The organism is Mucilaginibacter endophyticus (genome assembly GCF_003351025.1).
Classification (GTDB): domain Bacteria; phylum Bacteroidota; class Bacteroidia; order Sphingobacteriales; family Sphingobacteriaceae; genus Mucilaginibacter; species Mucilaginibacter endophyticus.
In genome coordinates this window covers 1,468,723-1,486,738 of the sequence record NZ_QPCG01000001.1, presented here as the reverse complement: position 1 = coordinate 1,486,738, position 18,016 = coordinate 1,468,723, and the positions used below count along the sequence as shown (strand labels likewise).

The window sequence follows — 18,016 nt, the reverse complement described above, 5'->3', positions numbered from 1 at the left end:
TTTTTGCTGATTCCTAATTTTAGCATCATCTTGTATACGCAATAAAGATGCGAAAACTATTCAAAACTCAATTCTTACGTGACCATCTAAACAAAAACGAGGCGGGCTTTTTCAAACCCACCTCGCTATATATAAAACTATTAAATCCTTAATTATGGCCAGATACCCAAGTTTTGATAAGATACCGCTATTTTGTTGATAGCACCAACCATCGCCGCATTACGCAAGGTACCAATATCAGGATTACTTTTGTATATCTCCCGGATCTCGTGATATGAGCGGATCATAGTATCTTCCAAACCTGAATTTACCAGTTCCAACTCCGAAGCACCTTTGATAATAGTTGAACGCTGAATTGGGGTCAAAGCTACACCGGTAATCCCCTCAACCATATTCACCAGGTTCAAATTAGAATTTTCTTCAAACCTACGGTTCATACGGCCAAAAGCTACGTGGCTCAGGTTCTTTAACCATTCAAAATAAGATACGGTTACACCGCCGGCATTCGCAAACATATCGGGTACAATGATACCGCCGTTTGCATAAAATATAGCTTCAGCTTCGGGTGATGTTGGGCCGTTTGCGCCCTCAACAATGATCTTAGCCTGGATATTGCGGATATTAGCTTCGGTGATCTGGTTTTCAAGGGCGGCAGGCACCAGGATATCGCATGGCTGCTCAAGACCTTCCATGGTATTGGTAAACTCCTGTATTGCGGCAGCGTAACCTAAAATAGAACCGGTTGCCTTACGATGCTGGAACACGGCCTCAATATCTAAACCGTTCTCGTTATAAATAGCGCCTTCAAACTCACACAAACCAACTATTATAGCACCCATTTCTGACAGGAACTTGGCAGAGTAATAGCCTACATTACCAAGACCTTGCACAATTACTCTTTTGCCAGATAAGCCCGGCAACAAGCCAATCTTTTGCATATCCTCTCCAACGCTCACACACTCGCGGGTAGCTATAGCCACACCACGACCGGTAGCTTCCCTCCTGCCGGCAATGCCGTGCAGGGCAATAGGCTTACCAGTTACAGCACCCATAGCATCCAATTGGCCAGGGTTCATGGTAGCATAGGTATCAGCAATCCAGCTCATTTCACGCTCGCCCGATCCATAGTCCGGGGCAGGCACATCAATGCTTGGGCCGATAAAGTTCTTTTTGATTAACTCTACAGTGTACCGGCGGGTGATGTTTTCCAGCTCGCTTACGGTGTAGTTTTTAGGGTTTATTTTGATACCGCCTTTGGCGCCGCCGAAAGGAACATTAACAATGGCGCATTTGTAGGTCATGAGCGCGGCGAGGGCCATCACCTCATCCTCGTTCACCATTTCACTATAACGGATACCGCCTTTGGTTGGCGACTGGTGGTGCGAATGCTCAACACGCCATGCGTCAATTACCTCAAAACTGTTTCCTTTACGGATAGGGAAACGGAAGCGGTAAACACTGTTACATGATTTAATTTGATCAAGCAGGCCTGCATCGTGTTTGGTGAATTGTGCAGCGTGATCGAAGTTTTTACACACGTCGCTAAAGAAGTGTGTTTCTTGGTCGGCAATCAAAATATTCGTAGCCATAACTATTGTATAAATATTAATCTCTTAAAAAAGTGAGCAAATTTGGTACAATTTTTATCAATATTGCAAATATTTCTTAGTTAGTGTGCCCTATACACCATCAAACACCGTCCCGAATAATATGTTTAAATTGTTTAAACATATTATTTGAACTACTTTTCGTTTTCGACTTTTTTTAATCTGCGGTCTATTGAAAACAGGTAAAGGGCCAAACCAACAAAAATTATGGAAATAGTTACCACAACTACGTAAATTTTTCCCGACTGGCGCAGGGCATCTGCCATTTCAACTTGCTGCCCCTGCTGCGCGAAAACAGCGGTACAAAACGTAAGCAGTAACAATAAAAGCGTTAATTTCTTCATCTTAATTTATAGCGTTCTTCTTATACTCAATTAAACGGATCCGGTAGCGGATAGTGGCAATCCAGAGTGCAATAAAGCTCCAGCCCAGCATGGCCGGGTAAAAGGCTATCTTCATGCCATTATCAAGGTCATATTTACCAAATGCAGGGTTACCACCGCTGCCCGGGTGCAATGAATCTGTTAAACGGGGTAAAACAAATATCAAAACAATCATGATCGGAAACGCGAATATGTTGTAGATGGCCGAGATCTTTGCACGTTTCTGCTCCTCATCAATAGAGTTACGAAGTACCAGGTAAGCACAATACAGCAAAAATGCGATAGCAGCACTGTTTTGTTTAGGGTCTCCGCTCCAAAATTCGCCCCAGGTATATTTTGCCCACAGCATACCTGTTAAAAGGCCTAAGCTATAAAATAACAGCCCGGTATTAACACATTCAACAGCGGCAAGGTCATGCTCTTCCTTTCCATCCTGCAAATACTTTATGCTGAAATAAACCGATACAACAAATACCGTAAGCATCCCCATCCACATTGGTACGTGGAAATACAAATTACGGATGGTTTCGTGAATAATTGGTAGCCTTGGCGCTTTGAAAACCAAGCCGGTGTAAAAGGTAGATAGCACCAGCAAAACAGCCGCCACTTTCCACCAGGTTTGATAAATAAACTTCATATTAAATTGTGCGGTAAAGGTAGTGAAATTTCATTGTCATTAAGTCATCAGGTCACTGAGTCATTATTCACACAAATAAAAAAATGACCTAATGATGCAATGACACAACGACTAATTCAATCCCCCGGCTCATAATCAACCGGCAGTAAATCGCCGAGTTTGGCTTTTGACCATGAACCTTCATATAACGGGCTTGGGCTCGATACCACAATCCCATTCATATCAAAGGCTACATAGCCCGAATATTTGGTCATGATACTGGTTTCGTAGTTGGGCATATCCAGCGGATGGTAAACATCCTTAAACTCGGTGGTTTCCTCGCGTTTGGTATATACAACGTATAAAAAGTGCGGAAAAGTCAACGCGTAGATCCCATCTTGCGGTGTTTTACGCAGAATCTCAAATTCCTGATAAGGCAGCTTCGCCAAGTTTTCCCGGTACCATTTAGTCATTTTCGATAAATTGTAATACCTCATTGCCGAATCGCGCGGGCCGTCCCGATACTTCTTCATCTTCTGCACCAACACTGCTTCCTCTGGTCGTTCGGGATTAATCAGCCGCGTAAAATCGTGCGCCTCAAAGCCTTCTTCTTTTAATTTCCCTTTATAAAGCGAACGGTAAAAATGTTGGGCCGAGCCGTAATAAGCCTGCTCACGTTTCTGCTTCCAAAGCTTTTTCTGCGCAGCGCTACCAGGCAGGTTTTCAAACAGTGCACTTCCAGAGTAAGATATAGTATGCTCTATAGCATCATACAAAAAACTTTTTAGTAAAAATTTAGTACGATAGCCCAGCGCCAGGTTCTCAACCACAAGAAACTCATCGCCTGATGCTTCCAGTTGTTGTTTACCCCTGTGATAAATAATATTAAGGATATGTGGATTAGTAACCTTACACTCTTTGCCATTTTCGGTATCGCCAACAAATTCCTTGCGGAACAACTCGTAGTTCTTTTTCCAGTCGGCACTGCTGCTGATCACAACCTCGCGCAGCATTAATACCTTCTGATTAACCTCTATGCTCAGCTTAGCGGGCTCACGGCCAACCAATACAGTTGTCGAATACTCTTCAATACTTACACCGGTAACTACCAACTGATATTGGCCCGGCTTTACACCGGCCAGGGTAAAAGTACCGTCCTCGGCAGTGGAAGTGCCGTACGTGGCATTATTTAAAAATACGCTGGCATTGGCTACCGGGCTTTTAGAATCGGCCCTGACTACCTTACCTGTAATAGTACCGGTTTGCGCCGAAACTATGAGCGGGCATATAAACGCGATAAGCAAAAACCAATAAAAACGCATTAAATAAAATTAGGATATTTTTTCAATCTACTAAAAAACACATTTTTTATGAACGGTTAATGAATTGTTGTTGTATAATTTTTGTTGCGGTGGGTTTGTCTCGATTGGAATTTATCTGAACCGGAATTTTAAGAATTAAGGAATAGACAGAATGGGAAGATGTAATTCGATAAATTCTTTTTTTTCTTGCGCTCGTTTTTAACGAGTGCTTACAATGGGCTTACGTTTATAACGTAAGCGCAGGCGATACAATCGCCAACCAACGTTAAGCACTCGTTAAAAACGAGCGCAAGTTGGAGGTTCAAGTAACAAAAGCTAAACTGCAAACTGCTTACTTTAAACTGCAAACTGAATATGGGCGTTACCTTCGGCCCGCGCTATCCGCTCATACTGCACAGGCCTTAGCCACAGGCCGGTACCCGCTCCTATCGCTAACGCAAAACCAGATACACATTAATAAAAGAAAGCGGCATGAATTATTCCATGCCGCTTTCCGAATAACATAGAGAATAATACTACAAGCTTTTCAGAAAGCTCAGCATAGCGTCCCTGTCTACTTTTGATAGGGTACTGAAGAAAACTTTTGAAGATTCTGCTTCTCCGCCATGCCACATAATAGCCTCGGTAATACTGCGGGCACGGCCGTCATGAAGGTAATAGCCGGGGTAATTAACCTTTTCAAACAATCCCAAACCCCAAAGCGGAGCTGTACGCCATTCCTGCCCGTTAGCTAAAAAGTCGGGACGATTATCCGCAAGGCCAGGGCCCATATCATGTACCAGCATATCTGTGTAAGGATGGATCACCTGGTTTGACAGTGGCTTGAAAGCTACGTTTATCCCCGTTGTAAGGGTTTGACGATGACAACTTTCGCACTTGCCTTGTTTAAATAATAACTCGCCTCTTTTATTGGTAGCATCGGTAACATCACGACGGGCCGGAACCGCAAGCGTAGCGGCATAAAATCTCACAGCATTTAATGTACTATCGGCCAATTCGGGATCATCCTTTAGGCCATCATATTGAGATTGACCAAAGGAATTCTCAACCGGGAATATATTGTTGGTAATACCGATATCCTGATTGTAAGCAGCAGCTACTTGCGTAAGTAACGATGCGGTGTTAGCTTTCCAGCCAAAACGCCCTAGCTTGCGCGATTGTGTAGCAACATCCCAAACGTAATTGGCATGCCCCTTTATGCCGTCACCGTTTGCGTCGTTCGGATCGGCCATGGCAACGATAGTACTTTCAGGAATAGCTTCCAGTAATCCCAAGCCATACATTGGCGGCGCCAAACGTGGAGATAGCATATACCCTGCCGAGAGCGCGGTATATAGGTTTGTTAAGGTATAAGTAGGCGTACGCAAGGCATAGGCTTCGCCATCCGGAAAGTTATATATCACATCATTGTATGCAATGTTAACCTTACACTCGGGCGTTTTACCAAAAACAGCTTTATCCTGCAGCTGCAAACCGTAACCTGGCGCCGCAAGCGGGCCACCATGTTCATCGGTACCAGGAATACTGATCCGCACCAGGAGCGACGAGTTTGATTCGCCGGCGGTTGGCAAGCCTATCCCATCGTTGTGGTGACACGAAATGCAGGAGTTATTATTAAAGATGGTTCCCAAACCCGGATTAATGGGCGCAGGCGCGGTAACAAAGATTTTGTTGAATGCCGCATCGCCCAGGCTATGAACTTCGGCATCATAACCTGAAAGTCCGGGGAACATATTACCAAATGAATGCGAGGTAATATCAAACACAGTGGCATCACCGCCAGATAAACGCTCGTCATATCTATCTGCTGAGATTTGAGCCGCTTTCTGACATTTTGCCAACAGCAGCACCAAAAGCACCAACGCGCCTATTACGCTTAACTTCTTCACCTTTAAAATTAGTCCTTAATATTAGTTTGTATAAATGTTGTCAAATCACCTTCAAGTGTGGCTTGCAGAGTTGCAAGGGCTGTTTGACTGTTTGATATTTTATCGCGGTTATCATAAATGGCCTTTTCAAAAGTTGGGGTTATCAAAGCCATTGACGATAAAGCAGTTTGTATTTGTGTTTTGATCTTAGTATCTAAAGCCAGGTTTTTTGAAGCAACCAAAGCGCTTAAGCTCGTTGTGCCTTTGGTACCATTATAAGTGGCGGTATAAACATTAAGCACACCTTGTATATTATTTATGAAATCGGTAGTAGTATTGTGCGAGTATGATGACTCATCTTTAGTCGAATCCCTTTCGGTGAAAGGTTCAGCCATTTTACCGGTACCTACTTCTTCGCAAATGCCCGCCATTTGAGTAACAATGGTAGTAAACAATTCTTTGCGTGTTTTGAAGGCTGTACTCCCGTTTCCGGCAGTAGTGATTTTGGCTGCATAATTATCACCCGAAGCTGCCCAGCTATTCATAAGTGCAGTGGTAGTATTTAATAAACTTTGAGAAGTAAACTTCAGATAATCTTTTTGGCGGGCTGTGATATCAGCGGCTTTTCTTGTACCACCCGGGCCAAATATAATGTACTCGATACCGTGGAAACCTTTGGAGAAACCATCAAGACCGTCTACATAAGACAATGTTATAACGTCTGAACTTCCTATTAAAGCATCCACATCCGTCCTGTTCAAAGGCCAGCTATCCATAGTTGGATCATAGTTTTCATCTTCAACCGGACCAAACAAAAAGCCCTCGGCCTGCTCCCATGGCTGGCGGGTGTTTTTCCAGGCTACACGGGCAGCGGTTAGGTTAGCATCGGTGGGCGTTGCTAAAAACGTAGTTATTGATGTGTTTAATAAAGTAGCTTTTGCCTGAATATCAACGTAGTTTGGATTACCAACAACGCTAACAAACTGGGTTATTACTTCCTGCTCATCAACAGCAGTTGTCTGGGTTCCGCCTGGGTTGTTATCTTTTCCACAGCTGCTTAAAGCGAGGATAGCAGCACATGACAGACCAAGTAAGGTATTTTTCATGGTAAAAAATTAAGTTAGATGAATTATGATTTGATTTGATATTACTTCTGTTGCGTACTTCTTAAGCGGCCGTTCAGCAGGACCGGCAGTTACCTGGCCTTCATTATTGAAGGTGCTGCCATGCAAATCGCATTTATAACCATTGTTGCCAACAGGCGTGAGTTGGTTATCAGCATGGGTGCATTTTAACAGCAATGCGGTATAAGTACCGTTAGCCTCCTTTTTTAAACCGATGTTATAATACTGGTTTTTAGGCTGGATCAGTTGAAAATTAGTTGTGCCGAAAATAGTTTCCGGAACAGTTACCGTGTTGTTGGCTACAGCCGCTTTATAAACAGGCAGGGTAGCACAACCTGATAACGAGCTCACCAGCATACCTGCGCCTACAGCAAGGCATAACGAGCATGACTGTTTTACAAAATCTCTTCTATCCATGTTGTTTAAGTTTAAAATGAATATCCAACACCCAGGTTTATCAAAGTATTGTTGGTTTGGTAAGGCAATGCCACCGGACTTGGGTTCACTATCAGCGCCGGGTTTTGTGCACCGGTATGCGCCAACCGTACATCGCCCTTCACTACCACATTACGAAGCGGCAGATAAGTTAAACCGGCTACCACAAAGTTTTGATTAAGTGTTTGATCGGTTATACCGTTTGATGGGATGCGGTAATTAAGATCGAGCTTTTCATCACGCACAAAAACAATTAATTGCGGAGCGTTAAGTTTACCATAGTTGCTGCGGTAAAGCAGATCGTATCCTATTTCAGCATAGGCTCCGTAGGCTGCCTTTGGCGTATTGCTGGCATAGGCCCTGTTGATCTTGTCGGCATCTTTAATTGAAAGGATAGTGCCCAATACTTTTACTGAAAAGCCTTGTCCGTTATACTGGATATCGCCCTCACCCATGGCAACCGGGGTACCAAATACGCCCGAGTTTAAGCCAAGACTATCTGCCTCTGTTTTACGAAGACCCACGGTACCACCATAATAGCCCGATAACTGGGCTTTAAAACCACTTTGATAATACTGAAGCGCACCTGTAACTGCAAGGTTGGTGCCGGTAGCGTTACGGCCTTCAAACCTTCCGTCAACAATACCCGTTCCGTGTGTGAAGCCGCCCGCGCTTAAGCCGTTCATCAATCCAATTGAATAGTTAATTGGGAAGTTATTTAAACGACCATAAAAGCCAACGCCCAATTCGCGCCAGGTAGCAGGGATTACCAGCGTTTCAACATAGTTACGCTCGTTACCATTAAAAGTGGTTGGCAGGTGGTTCTCATTCAGGATACCTATCCTCGGTAAAAACAAACCCGCAACGATGTATTGATTGGGGTTGAGGTTAAACTTCAGGTAAGCCTGCTCAATAGTAATTTCACCGCCGGGTTCGCCGCCATTCACTTTGGCGTCTTCAAGCTCGGTTTCAGAAAAGAAAGAGATCTTATCGCTGAATTTGTGACCAACAAACAATACGAAGCGCTCAAGATCGACCTTGGCTGTACGGTGATTGTTATTATACTGGTAAAAAGCATTGCCATAACCACCAATGGTAGTATTTGATAAAAGCGAGCTCTTAACAGTATTGTTGTTTAAAGAATCTTCGGCAGTTGAGTTATTGGGCTGTTGCGCCAACGCTGTGCCTGAAATAAGAAAAGAAAGTATGACTAAAGTAAGGGTTTTAGCATGCATTGTTATCTGGTTAAGTCGGCGACAAAAGTAATTACTAATTTAGACTTAATCCAAATTAAAATCAAATTAGAAGAAAATGTGAAAAACAGAGCAAAAATTTGCCGTCTCGCAGCAAGCAAAAGCATATCCGGCCAGAAACATTAGCTTAAAACAGGATCAGAAAAATTCAGAATGATTAAAGAGCTGCCAATAGAATAATTAATCGCGCCACAAATAAGGGAAGAGTAACAGTGCCGTGGCTATTACGATAGCATTGATAGCGCATAAAACACCGATGTTTCCATAAAAGAAGCTCCGGTCTACCCCATCCATCGCGCTTTTGCTTAACTTGATAAGCACCAGTATCACAGGAATGATAACCGGAAAACTCAAGATAGCCATCAGAGTACCATTATTACCTGCTTTAGAGGCAATGGCCGAGATCATGGTAAAGACGGTTGAAAAGCTAACGCTTCCTATCAGCACCGCAAGGAAGTAATAAAGCAGATCGCCAATAATATTAGGAAAAAACACCTTGTATATCACTAAAGCCAATGTGCTCAGCAAAGCCATCAGCAAAATGTTATAGATGGTTTTTGATAGGATAATAGCCTGCGGGCTTGCTATGGAATAGTAATAGAGCAATCTGCTTTTACTCTCCTGCAGAAAGCTCTTGGCAATGGCATTTACCGACGCAAACAGCATAATAATCCAGAACAATACGTTCCAAACTATAGGATAGCCGCTGCTATTTGAAAAACCCGGATTTAAATTAAGGGAGATATAACAAACAAAAACTGTTGAAACCACATAAAGCAAAACGCCATTAAAAGCATATTTTGACCGCCACTCGAGCAAAATTTCTTTTTTAAGCAGATACCAGGTTTCGTTAGCAAGTTTCATGACCGCAAATGTAATAATTACCCGCGAGTGACGGCGGGCATTTGACAGGCTAAAAAAATTAGCTTAATTTTGATATTGAATATACCAATTACCCATGCCCACAGCTTATTTTCGTACACCGGTTGGCATTGCCCGTATTACCGAAGAAGATGGATTCATTGCATCAGTATCCATAAGGGATGAGGAATATGATATTGAGCCTGCTCCTACCGGATTGCTGCAAACAGCTATCGACCAGTTGAACGAATACTTTGCAGGAACACGCAAGGATTTTACCTTTCCGATAAAACAACAGGGCAGTGAGTTTCAGCAACAAGTTTGGGACGAGTTACTGCGTATTCCTTACGGTACAACCATTACCTACGCGCAACAATCCAACCAAATGAATAATCCTTTGGCTATACGGGCCATAGCATCTGCCAATGGCCGCAATCACCTATGGGTGGTTGTTCCCTGCCACCGGGTAATAGGTTCAGACGGCAGCCTTACCGGGTATGCCGGTGGCGTATGGCGCAAAAAATGGCTGCTTGAACATGAGGCAAAAGTATCAGGTGTTGGGCAAACCAAACTTGATTTTTAAGCATCGACCCTTAACAATCTCGATATTTTTTCGTGCAGCTGATATGGCTGAAATGGTTTTGAAAGCACATCATTCATGCCGGCCGATAAAGCTTCCTGCTGTTCATGATCATAACTTGCCGCCGACAGCGATATGATAGGTATGCTCCGTTTAGGCTCCTCAAAATCAACCCGGATGGTTTTAGCTGCCTGGTAACCATTCATTTCGGGCATGTGGGTATCCATCAAAATAATGTCGTAATCTTTGTTGTTAAGCTTTTCAATAACCTTACGGCCGTTATCCACCATTTCCACCTCTACATTCCAGTCCTTCAATATCTTAGAAAGCATAAACTGATTCACCATATTATCTTCGGCCACCAATACCCGCACATTATTGAAAGGCGGCAATACTTTATCAGTTTTTGGGGTTTGCTTGTCTTTAGGTTTCAGGCTTATGGTATACCAGTTTACAAAGTTAAAAGTGCTGCCTCTGCCTACCTGGCTGCTCACCGTAAGTTCGCCGCCTTTTAATTCGGCAAGTTTTTTAACTATGGTGAGTCCCAAACCGGTACCGCCATATTTACTTACCGTGTCTTCCTCGGCCTGCTCAAACGATTCAAAGATCCGGTTAAGCCTGTCGGCCGGTATCCCGATACCCGTATCCTCAACGCTGAACTTTATTTTTACCTTATCATTATGTTTTTGAAGTACGGTAATCTTAAGCTTCACATATCCCCTTTCGGTAAACTTAAGGGCATTGCTTAGCAGGTTCATCAGTATCTGGTTCAGACGTAATGAATCCAACATGAGGTATTGCGGTACTTCTTCTTCAATATCAAGCAAAAACTCGATGTTATTCTCATCCGCCTTAAACTTAAGCAGGTTGAAAACAGAGTTTACGATATCATAAACGTTGTTTGCAGTACGAACAATGCTAAATTTACCTGCTTCGATCTTCGAGATATCCAACACATCGTTTATAACTCCTAACAACGATTTAGATGAAGTATCCAGCAGATCAAGCATCCCCTTTTGCTGATCGGTAAGGCCTGTTTTACGTAAAAGAGAGGTAATACCTATAATCCCATTAACAGGGGTGCGCAATTCGTGGCTCATATTAGCCAAAAAGGTTTCTTTTACCTTTTTGCTATACTCGGCATTTTCTTTTGATTTAATCAATTGCTCCTGGTAACTCTTTTGCGGAGAAATATCACTGATGTTCAAAAAGATGATCTTATTCCGGTAGGATGCGCGGCATTCTATCCAGATCACTCTTTTATCAAAAGTTTCAAACTTAAATTCAAAAATTGCATAGCTCAGATTGTCCTTAATAATCTCGCCCAGTTTTTTGCGAAATGCCGGGCGGTGCTCATCAATGGCCAGATCAACGATACTTTTACCAACAAGTTCCTCGGGTCTGAAACCCATTATCTTTTCGACAGTGGGGTTTATATTTACTATGCGAAGGCTTTGCGCATCAACCGAGGTAATGATATCTGCCGAGTTTTTTACAACAATGGCATAGTCCTGCAGTTCATCATTCTTTTGCTTGATTTCTGCCTGTGTGCGGGCCAGTTGCACAAACGAATCAACCTTAGCCGAGGTAATATAGGGGTCAAGCGGCTTATATAAATAATCAACGGCTCCGGCACCAAAGCCTTTAACAGCATATTTGGCCTCTTTTGATATAGCAGTAACAAAAATAACCAGGATATCTTTGGTGCGGGGGTTTGACTTAAGCATTTCAACCAGCTCAAAACCATCCATCTCAGGCATTTGAACATCAACCAGCGCGATAGCTATATTGGTTTCCCAGGCTATCCTGAGGGCTTCATTTGGTGATGTGGTAGAAAATATTTTAATATCATCGCGCTTAAGCAAAGCCTCAAGCGCAATGATGTTCTCTTCTCTGTCATCAACTATAAGAATATTAACAGGGGTCATTTAATATTAATTAGGGGGCGGTGATTGTTACGATAGTAAAAGCTTAAAAATCTCATCCTGTGTCAAAATATAGTCGGCTGCTCCCAGGTTAATAGCCGACCGTGGCATTTCAGGCATTTCTGCGTCAGCGGGCTCCTGTGCTATAGTGAGTGCACCGCTTTCGCGCAATTTCAGCATACCACCTGCACCATCCTGGTTGGCACCCGAGAGTAAAATGGCAGCGCATTTATTGCCATAAACCTCGGCTGCGCTTTCAAAGGTAACATCTATCGATGGCTTTGAATACCAAACCGGCTCCGAAACATCTAAACTAAAATATCCCCCGTCCTCAATTAACGTATGGTAATTGGCCGGGGCTATATACATGGTATTCGTTTTAAGAATATCCTTATCTTCAATTTCGCGCATGTACATACGGCTATTCTCAGAAAATAGTTTTTCTATTTCGCTGAAAAAATTCTTTTTCCTGTGAATGATAAGGATTACGGTTTTTCCCAGTTTTTCGGGAAGATCTTTTATGATCCGGAACAAAATTTTGAACGAGCCCGCCGAACCACCAAATAAAACTATTTGGGCGTCATGCCATCTCTCCAGTAATTTTTTATCAGGTCCCAACTTTTTGATAGATATTTTCCTTTTGGTTGATCACCTTAAACTTACTCTTGAACGAATCGGACCGGATAGTTTCTTTGCTGCCGAGGCATAAATAACCCAGCGGACAAAGGCTTTTATAAAACAGATCCAGGATCCGTTCCTGCAGAAATGTTTCAAAGTAAATAAAAACATTCCGGCAGCTTATCATCTGAAACTCATTAAATACAGTATCAGATATTAAGTTATGTACCGAAAACAACGTATTCTGCTTTAACTCATTGTGTATTGATGCGGCATCATACAAAATGGTAAAATGATCAGTAATTGAACCTTTCAAACCAGTGTACTGATAGTTTTCGGCATAGCTTTTTATATTGCGTAAACTGTAAATACCTTTACGTGCTTCCCGTAAAACCTCGGTATTAATATCTGTACCGTATATAAACGACTTTTTACCTAAACCGGCCTCGTTTAATAATATGGCCATAGAGTAAACCTCTTCGCCGGTTGAACAGCCTGCGCTCCAGATCTTCACATGCTGATAAGTTGAAAGATATGGAACAACTTGTGCGTTAACAGCCTTATAAAACGAAGGATCGCGGAACATCTCGGTTACGTTAACTGTTATTTCTTCCAAAAAGCCTTGAAAAAAATCCGAGTCATTAATAAGCACATGCTTAAGGTCGTAAAACTCAAACTTATTAAGCAGCATGATACGGGTTAACCTCCGTTTTAATGATGCTTTGGTATAACCCGAAAAATCAAACCCGTGAACTTTTCTTACAATATCAATAAGTTCCTGAACCTGTGCATTTGATATGATTCCCTGCGCTGTATCCATAATTAACTTTCAAGCCACAACTGCATCAACGAAATCAACCTGTCCATATCAACCGGTTTGGTGATATAATCGTTAGCGCCGGCCGCAATACATTTTTCGCGGTCGTCTTTCATTGCTTTTGCAGTTAATGCTATTACGGGCAGCTTAGCCCATTTGTTTTGCTTACGGATATGCCTTGTAGCTTCATAGCCATCCATTTTAGGCATCATGATATCCATAAGCACAATATCTATATCTTTTATTTCCTCAAGCTTGGTTATAGCTTCTTCCCCATCGTTCGCAATCTCTACGTTCAGGTCATAACTTTGCAGGGCACTGCTCAATGCGAAAATATTACGCATATCATCATCAACAATAAGCACTTTTTTGCCTTTAATGGCATCCTTGCTCTTGGTTATAATCTTAGGCTTAACCGGAACTGCCGGCGATGCTTGTTGTGGCTGTGTATTCGAGCTCTCGCTAATCTTGTTCAGAAACAGGTTAACCTCGTCAATAAGCCTGTCGGATGATTTGTTGGTTTTAACCACCATGGCATTTGCATAGTGCATCAGCCTGTTAACCGATGTTTTATCAAGCTCCATAGCAGTGTTGATAATAACCGGTAACGAAGCAAAGCGGTCGACCTCTTTGATCTTATCCAGCAAATCCAAACCTGAAATATCAGGCAGGTTAAGGTCAAGGATCACGCACTGGTACTCATTTTCATGCAGCATCCTGAATGCCGATTCACCGTCAAATGCCTGATCGACAGTGATGCCCTGGCTTTGCATCAAGTCTTTCAGGGCCTGGCTTTGGGCCTTGTGATCTTCAACCAACAGGATCTGTTTAAATCTGGTACCACTTTGTACCATGATATCGGCAAAAAGTTTATCCAGCGTTTCGGTATTGATCGGCTTTTTCATGAAGTTAATGGCACCTTCCCTGCGCACACGGTTTGCAGCAGCATCCCCCGCCGACATCAAGTGGACAGGGATATGCATCGTATCTTCATCGTTCTTTAACTCCTTCAATATCTGCCAGCCATCTTTACCCGGCAGCATAATATCCAATATCACAGCATCGGGCTTGGCTTCTTTAACAATTTCAACCGCACGGGTGCCTTCATAAACCATTACCGATTTATAACCATGATCACGAGCGTAATCCTGTAATATGTTGGCAAAGTTTTTATCATCCTCAACAATTACTACTAAAGGCTCTCTGCCTGGTTCGCGTTGCGCGGCTTTAACCGGCGCTAAAAATTCGGCAGTGGCTTTAAAGGTTTCGGCTGTTGGTAATATCGCGTCCTCAACAATAGCTACCAGTTTAGCCTGGTAAGGTACAGTAAGTACAAACTCGCTGCCAATGCCCGGTTCACTGCTCAGGCTTATGCTGCCACCCAAAAGGTAAGCAAGTTCACGGCTTATTGATAAACCTAAACCCGTACCACCATATTTACGGCTTGTTGAACCATCGGCCTGTTGGAATGCCTCGAAAATAACTTTCTGCTTCTCGGCAGGGATTCCGATACCAGAATCTTTTATAGCAAAGCTGATAGTTCTGTCGTTAACTCCCGGCCTAACGTTTATGGAGATTGAACCATTTTCGCCGGTAAACTTAAAGGCGTTACTTAACAGGTTCTTGATCACCTGCTCAATACGCACCTTATCGGTAAATATGGTTTGCGGCAGCTCTTTGCTTATGTTAGTTGTGTAATGGATTTTTTTGTTGCTGGCTACTTCGGCAAACAGCATTTCCATATCGCCAACAATATCACTAACCTTAATATCCTCATTCTGCATATCCAGCTTGCCTGATTCAATTTTTGAAAGGTCAAGGATATCATTAATCAACGTCAACAAATCATTACCTGCATTGAAGATCACGCTGGCATATTTGATCTGATCTTCAGAAAGGTTAAGCGGCTTGTTATCTTTAAGGATACGCGCCAATACCAGGATACTGTTAAGTGGTGTACGCAGCTCATGGCTCATGTTGGCCAAAAACTCTGATTTATATTTACCCGTGGTTTCCAGCTCATCAACTTTAAGATTGATAGCCTGACGGGCTTCCTCAATAGCCTGGTTCTTTTCTTCTAACAGGCTGGCTTTTTCTTCCAGTTCGGCGTTAGTGGTACGCAGTTCTTCCTGCTGTACGCGAAGTTCCTCTTCTGAAGCCTGTAGTTCTTCTGTTTTTTGAACAAGCTCCTCGTTGGTAACACGCAACTCTTCCTGTTGTGCTTCCAGTTCCTCGGCCTGCTGCTGGGTTTCTTCGTACAGGTCGTGCATGATGGTGCGCGCCTGTGAAGTATTAACAGCTATCGCGATTAAGTCGGTAACAGCAATGATGTACTGTTTATCGTTATTGGCAAGTTCGCCATTGAAAGCAACCTCCATTACGCCTTTCAGCTTTTTATCAAAGAAGAACGGTACAATGAAACTTTCTGATAATTCGGACCTGATAATTGATGAAGATAGTTCCAACCTATCATTCACCCGACCTTTTATTACAGCCGACTTACCATCTTTTGCAACCTGGCCTAACCAGCCTTCGGCAAGTTGTACCGTTTTTTTAAGAAAATCGGGATTTTGGAAAGCATATGAAGCATAAAACTCCAAACGATCTACCGATTCATTATACAGGTAGAAAGTACCTGCTGCAGCTTCGGTATAATTACAAATTTCGGATATGATATTGCCGGCAAGTTCTTTTTCAGCCTGCTGACCCTGCATTTTTTCGTTAAGCTGACTTATACCGGTAAGCAGCCAGTTTTTTGCTTCGTTATCGGCAAGTACCTTTTCCAGCTCGATATTGGCAACCCTAATTTCTTCCTCGATCTTCTTTTGCTGATCAAAAGTTTTTTGAATATAAAAGAACAGCACCAGGATAATAATCAGGAAGATCAATGAGCCACATGCAATTACGATTTTAGCAAATGTAGATGCCTCCTGTGAGCTTTCTTTCCTATTGCTGAGCAAGCGCTCTTCGGTATTTGTCATATGGTCAATGAGCATACGGATCTGGTCCATATTTTCTTTGCCATTTAAAAACATATTGCGCTGTACCATATAATCAAGCCCCTGGCTTTCGCGGGTTTCGATATTGGTTTTAAGAATCAGCAATTGCTCTTTTACCAGTTTGTTTATCGAATCGACACGTTTAACCTGTACCGGATTATCCCTAACCATGTCCTTTAAGGTACTCAGGTCTTCCGCAATTTTAGGTAAAGCGGCGTTGTACGGATCAAGAAATACCTTTTTACTGGTGGCTCCATAACCGCGCATGCCTGTTTCGGCATCGATTAACTCCTGCAGCAAACCAGTTGATGTATGGATAACTTTTTGGGTATGCTCAACCCAGGTATTATCGTCCTCAAATTGGCGTAAACTGTTAAACGACAGGATGCCAACTATAAAAACAAGGATAATTGATACCACAAAGCCCGCTAAAACCTGCTGGCGGAAAGAAAATTTCAACATCAAGTATTTGTATTAATCTGAATTACAAATATGTTTAAAAAAAGCTATAATGTAAAAGTTACAGCTTTTTTTAAACACGGCGAGAGTATTAATTAGCTGCAGCAGTATCTGCAGCGACAGGTATAAATGTTTTTGGCTTACTGCTTAAAGCACCAATTAATGCTAAAACAGGCCCGGCAAACATCACATACCAACCCCATTGAAATTTAAGCTGGCTGGTTAAAAACTTATTAATCCCCTTAAACGGAATAAAGCTGAAAGCCGAATTTACTTTCATTATTGCAGCAGCAAGTAGCAATACAACAAGTACTACTGATAGCCAGGCAGCCACGCGCATGATCTTAGCCTGGTTAAGGAACGATACAATGATACCAACAACGGCTACCAGTAAAAGCACCAGGCCATAAGGCTGGTTAAGCTTATAAATATTCCAGCTGGTTACATGGAATACCCGTAAAAGCGGACAATAGGTTGCAGCAAATAGCAGGGCAAAGCCTACAAATGATAAAATTGAGCTAAGGCGCATATTAGGTTGTTATTTTTGTGTGATTTCCATTTTGTCGGCAAAGTGGGCACAATAGTCACGCAGGTCTTCTACAATGTTTTTTTCGCCGGTTGCGCGTAAAAAGCTGTCGCCCATGGTTTGCAGGGTTTCATAGAAAAAGCGTTTCATTTCATCAACAGGCATATCCTTCGTCCAAAGATCAATACGTAGAGTGTTTTTATAGCTTTGGTCCCACAGGGCAAGCATCATTGATTTTACGGGCAATGCTTCTTTGTTGGTAGAGTCGGTTGATTCCCAAAGGATATGTTCAGGAACGTTATTGTCATCAAGCGTAACTGTAAGCTTTATTTCAGCGGTTTTCATTTCAAATTTTATTTAACAAGTAAGAATATAATTATAACCAGGACGATGAAGAATGTCTCCACCATCCATATCTTTTTGGTTTCGATAAAAAAGTTGCGGAACATGATGTCGATCACAAAAACCACAAAGGCAAACAATAAAAAGATCCAGCCGATTGTGCCACCCCAATGCTCAAGCGGACGCCCGGCAATACCTGCTCCATAAATAAAAACATAGGCTGCCACCGCTACCAAAAAAGCGGTAAAAAAATTTAAAGGGGTAAATCTGAATTTCATTGA

The 18,016-nt window shown here is 42.5% G+C and carries 16 protein-coding genes and 1 pseudogene; 1 reads left to right on the top strand and 16 read right to left on the bottom strand.

Annotated features, from left to right (window positions below; genetic code table 11):
- Positions 1-152: 152 nt before the first annotated feature.
- The 9 genes and pseudogenes from DUL71_RS05990 to DUL71_RS05950 form a co-directional block, all read right to left on the bottom strand.
- Positions 153-1,589: a Glu/Leu/Phe/Val family dehydrogenase gene (locus DUL71_RS05990; protein WP_112573619.1), complete on the bottom strand. Its 1,437-nt coding sequence runs from the start codon at positions 1,587-1,589 to the stop codon at positions 153-155.
- Positions 1,590-1,741: 152 nt separating this feature from the next.
- A complete protein-coding gene (locus DUL71_RS05985) occupies positions 1,742-1,951 on the bottom strand; it encodes a CcmD family protein (RefSeq protein WP_112573621.1) in 210 nt (69 codons plus the stop codon).
- Position 1,952: 1 nt separating this feature from the next.
- Positions 1,953-2,636: pseudogene (gene ccsA, locus DUL71_RS05980) on the bottom strand (cytochrome c biogenesis protein CcsA); the annotation flags it as partial.
- 107 nt (positions 2,637-2,743) lie between these two features.
- Positions 2,744-3,928, bottom strand: a complete 1,185-nt coding sequence (locus DUL71_RS05975) for a carboxypeptidase-like regulatory domain-containing protein (RefSeq protein ID WP_114937174.1) — start codon at positions 3,926-3,928, stop codon at positions 2,744-2,746.
- A 515-nt stretch (positions 3,929-4,443) separates the two neighbouring features.
- The gene (locus tag DUL71_RS05970; protein WP_208645483.1) at positions 4,444-5,817 is read right to left on the bottom strand and encodes a di-heme oxidoreductase family protein; all 1,374 of its coding nucleotides are present in this window, start codon (positions 5,815-5,817) and stop codon (positions 4,444-4,446) included.
- Between the two features lie 8 nt (positions 5,818-5,825).
- Entirely contained in the window at positions 5,826-6,902 is a 1,077-nt protein-coding gene (locus DUL71_RS05965) for an imelysin family protein (RefSeq protein WP_114937173.1), read from the bottom strand.
- A 9-nt stretch (positions 6,903-6,911) separates the two neighbouring features.
- Positions 6,912-7,337 (bottom strand): QcrA and Rieske domain-containing protein, encoded by a 426-nt coding sequence (locus DUL71_RS05960; protein WP_114937490.1) that lies wholly within the window; start codon positions 7,335-7,337, stop codon positions 6,912-6,914.
- Positions 7,338-7,348: 11 nt separating this feature from the next.
- The gene (locus DUL71_RS05955) at positions 7,349-8,590 is read right to left on the bottom strand and encodes a hypothetical protein (RefSeq protein ID WP_114937172.1); all 1,242 of its coding nucleotides are present in this window, start codon (positions 8,588-8,590) and stop codon (positions 7,349-7,351) included.
- A gap of 198 nt (positions 8,591-8,788) precedes the next feature.
- Positions 8,789-9,472 carry a heme exporter protein CcmB gene (locus DUL71_RS05950; RefSeq protein WP_114937171.1) on the bottom strand — a complete coding sequence of 228 codons (684 nt, stop codon included), beginning with the start codon at positions 9,470-9,472 and terminating at the stop codon, positions 8,789-8,791.
- 94 nt (positions 9,473-9,566) lie between these two features.
- Between DUL71_RS05950 and DUL71_RS05945 the strand changes: the two genes are divergently transcribed.
- Complete coding sequence (locus DUL71_RS05945) at positions 9,567-10,052, top strand: methylated-DNA--[protein]-cysteine S-methyltransferase (RefSeq protein WP_114937170.1); 486 nt, start codon at positions 9,567-9,569, stop codon at positions 10,050-10,052.
- Here the strand turns inward: DUL71_RS05945 and DUL71_RS05940 are convergent.
- From DUL71_RS05940 to DUL71_RS05910, 7 genes are all read right to left on the bottom strand, one after another.
- On the bottom strand, positions 10,049-11,977 hold the full coding sequence (locus DUL71_RS05940) for a hybrid sensor histidine kinase/response regulator (RefSeq protein ID WP_114937169.1): 1,929 nt from the start codon (positions 11,975-11,977) through the stop codon (positions 10,049-10,051). The two genes, DUL71_RS05945 and DUL71_RS05940, sit on opposite strands and share 4 nt — an antisense overlap.
- Positions 11,978-12,004: 27 nt before the next feature.
- Positions 12,005-12,592, bottom strand: a complete 588-nt coding sequence (locus DUL71_RS05935; RefSeq protein WP_161964382.1) for a chemotaxis protein CheB — start codon at positions 12,590-12,592, stop codon at positions 12,005-12,007.
- Positions 12,582-13,412 carry a CheR family methyltransferase gene (locus DUL71_RS05930; RefSeq protein ID WP_208645482.1) on the bottom strand — a complete coding sequence of 277 codons (831 nt, stop codon included), beginning with the start codon at positions 13,410-13,412 and terminating at the stop codon, positions 12,582-12,584. Before DUL71_RS05930 ends, DUL71_RS05935 begins: the two co-directional genes overlap by 11 nt.
- A 2-nt stretch (positions 13,413-13,414) precedes the next feature.
- Complete coding sequence (locus DUL71_RS05925; RefSeq protein WP_114937167.1) at positions 13,415-16,870, bottom strand: response regulator; 3,456 nt, start codon at positions 16,868-16,870, stop codon at positions 13,415-13,417.
- An 88-nt stretch (positions 16,871-16,958) separates the two neighbouring features.
- Complete coding sequence (locus DUL71_RS05920) at positions 16,959-17,396, bottom strand: hypothetical protein (RefSeq protein WP_114937166.1); 438 nt, start codon at positions 17,394-17,396, stop codon at positions 16,959-16,961.
- A gap of 9 nt (positions 17,397-17,405) precedes the next feature.
- Positions 17,406-17,738, bottom strand: coding sequence for a gliding motility protein GldC (gene gldC / locus DUL71_RS05915; protein ID WP_090524371.1), 333 nt, complete (start codon positions 17,736-17,738; stop codon positions 17,406-17,408).
- Positions 17,739-17,746: 8 nt separating this feature from the next.
- On the bottom strand, positions 17,747-18,013 hold the full coding sequence (locus DUL71_RS05910; RefSeq protein WP_091211280.1) for a hypothetical protein: 267 nt from the start codon (positions 18,011-18,013) through the stop codon (positions 17,747-17,749).
- Between the last annotated feature and the right edge of the window lie 3 nt (positions 18,014-18,016).

What these genes read in the sequence shown, in the direction of transcription:
- DUL71_RS05990 (WP_112573619.1), bottom strand. Translation starts at nt 1,589, where the DNA reads ATGGCTACGAATATTTTGATTGCCGACCAAGAAACACACTTCTTTAGC.
- DUL71_RS05965 (WP_114937173.1), bottom strand. Translation starts at nt 6,902, where the DNA reads ATGAAAAATACCTTACTTGGTCTGTCATGTGCTGCTATCCTCGCTTTA.
- DUL71_RS05985 (WP_112573621.1), bottom strand. Translation starts at nt 1,951, where the DNA reads ATGAAGAAATTAACGCTTTTATTGTTACTGCTTACGTTTTGTACCGCT.
- gldC (WP_090524371.1), bottom strand. Translation starts at nt 17,738, where the DNA reads ATGAAAACCGCTGAAATAAAGCTTACAGTTACGCTTGATGACAATAAC.
- DUL71_RS05920 (WP_114937166.1), bottom strand. Translation starts at nt 17,396, where the DNA reads ATGCGCCTTAGCTCAATTTTATCATTTGTAGGCTTTGCCCTGCTATTT.
- DUL71_RS05955 (WP_114937172.1), bottom strand. Translation starts at nt 8,590, where the DNA reads ATGCATGCTAAAACCCTTACTTTAGTCATACTTTCTTTTCTTATTTCA.
- DUL71_RS05925 (WP_114937167.1), bottom strand. Translation starts at nt 16,870, where the DNA reads ATGTTGAAATTTTCTTTCCGCCAGCAGGTTTTAGCGGGCTTTGTGGTA.
- DUL71_RS05975 (WP_114937174.1), bottom strand. Translation starts at nt 3,928, where the DNA reads ATGCGTTTTTATTGGTTTTTGCTTATCGCGTTTATATGCCCGCTCATA.
- DUL71_RS05950 (WP_114937171.1), bottom strand. Translation starts at nt 9,472, where the DNA reads ATGAAACTTGCTAACGAAACCTGGTATCTGCTTAAAAAAGAAATTTTG.
- DUL71_RS05940 (WP_114937169.1), bottom strand. Translation starts at nt 11,977, where the DNA reads ATGACCCCTGTTAATATTCTTATAGTTGATGACAGAGAAGAGAACATC.
- DUL71_RS05945 (WP_114937170.1), top strand. Translation starts at nt 9,567, where the DNA reads ATGCCCACAGCTTATTTTCGTACACCGGTTGGCATTGCCCGTATTACC.
- DUL71_RS05930 (WP_208645482.1), bottom strand. Translation starts at nt 13,412, where the DNA reads ATGGATACAGCGCAGGGAATCATATCAAATGCACAGGTTCAGGAACTT.
- DUL71_RS05960 (WP_114937490.1), bottom strand. Translation starts at nt 7,337, where the DNA reads ATGGATAGAAGAGATTTTGTAAAACAGTCATGCTCGTTATGCCTTGCT.
- DUL71_RS05910 (WP_091211280.1), bottom strand. Translation starts at nt 18,013, where the DNA reads ATGAAATTCAGATTTACCCCTTTAAATTTTTTTACCGCTTTTTTGGTA.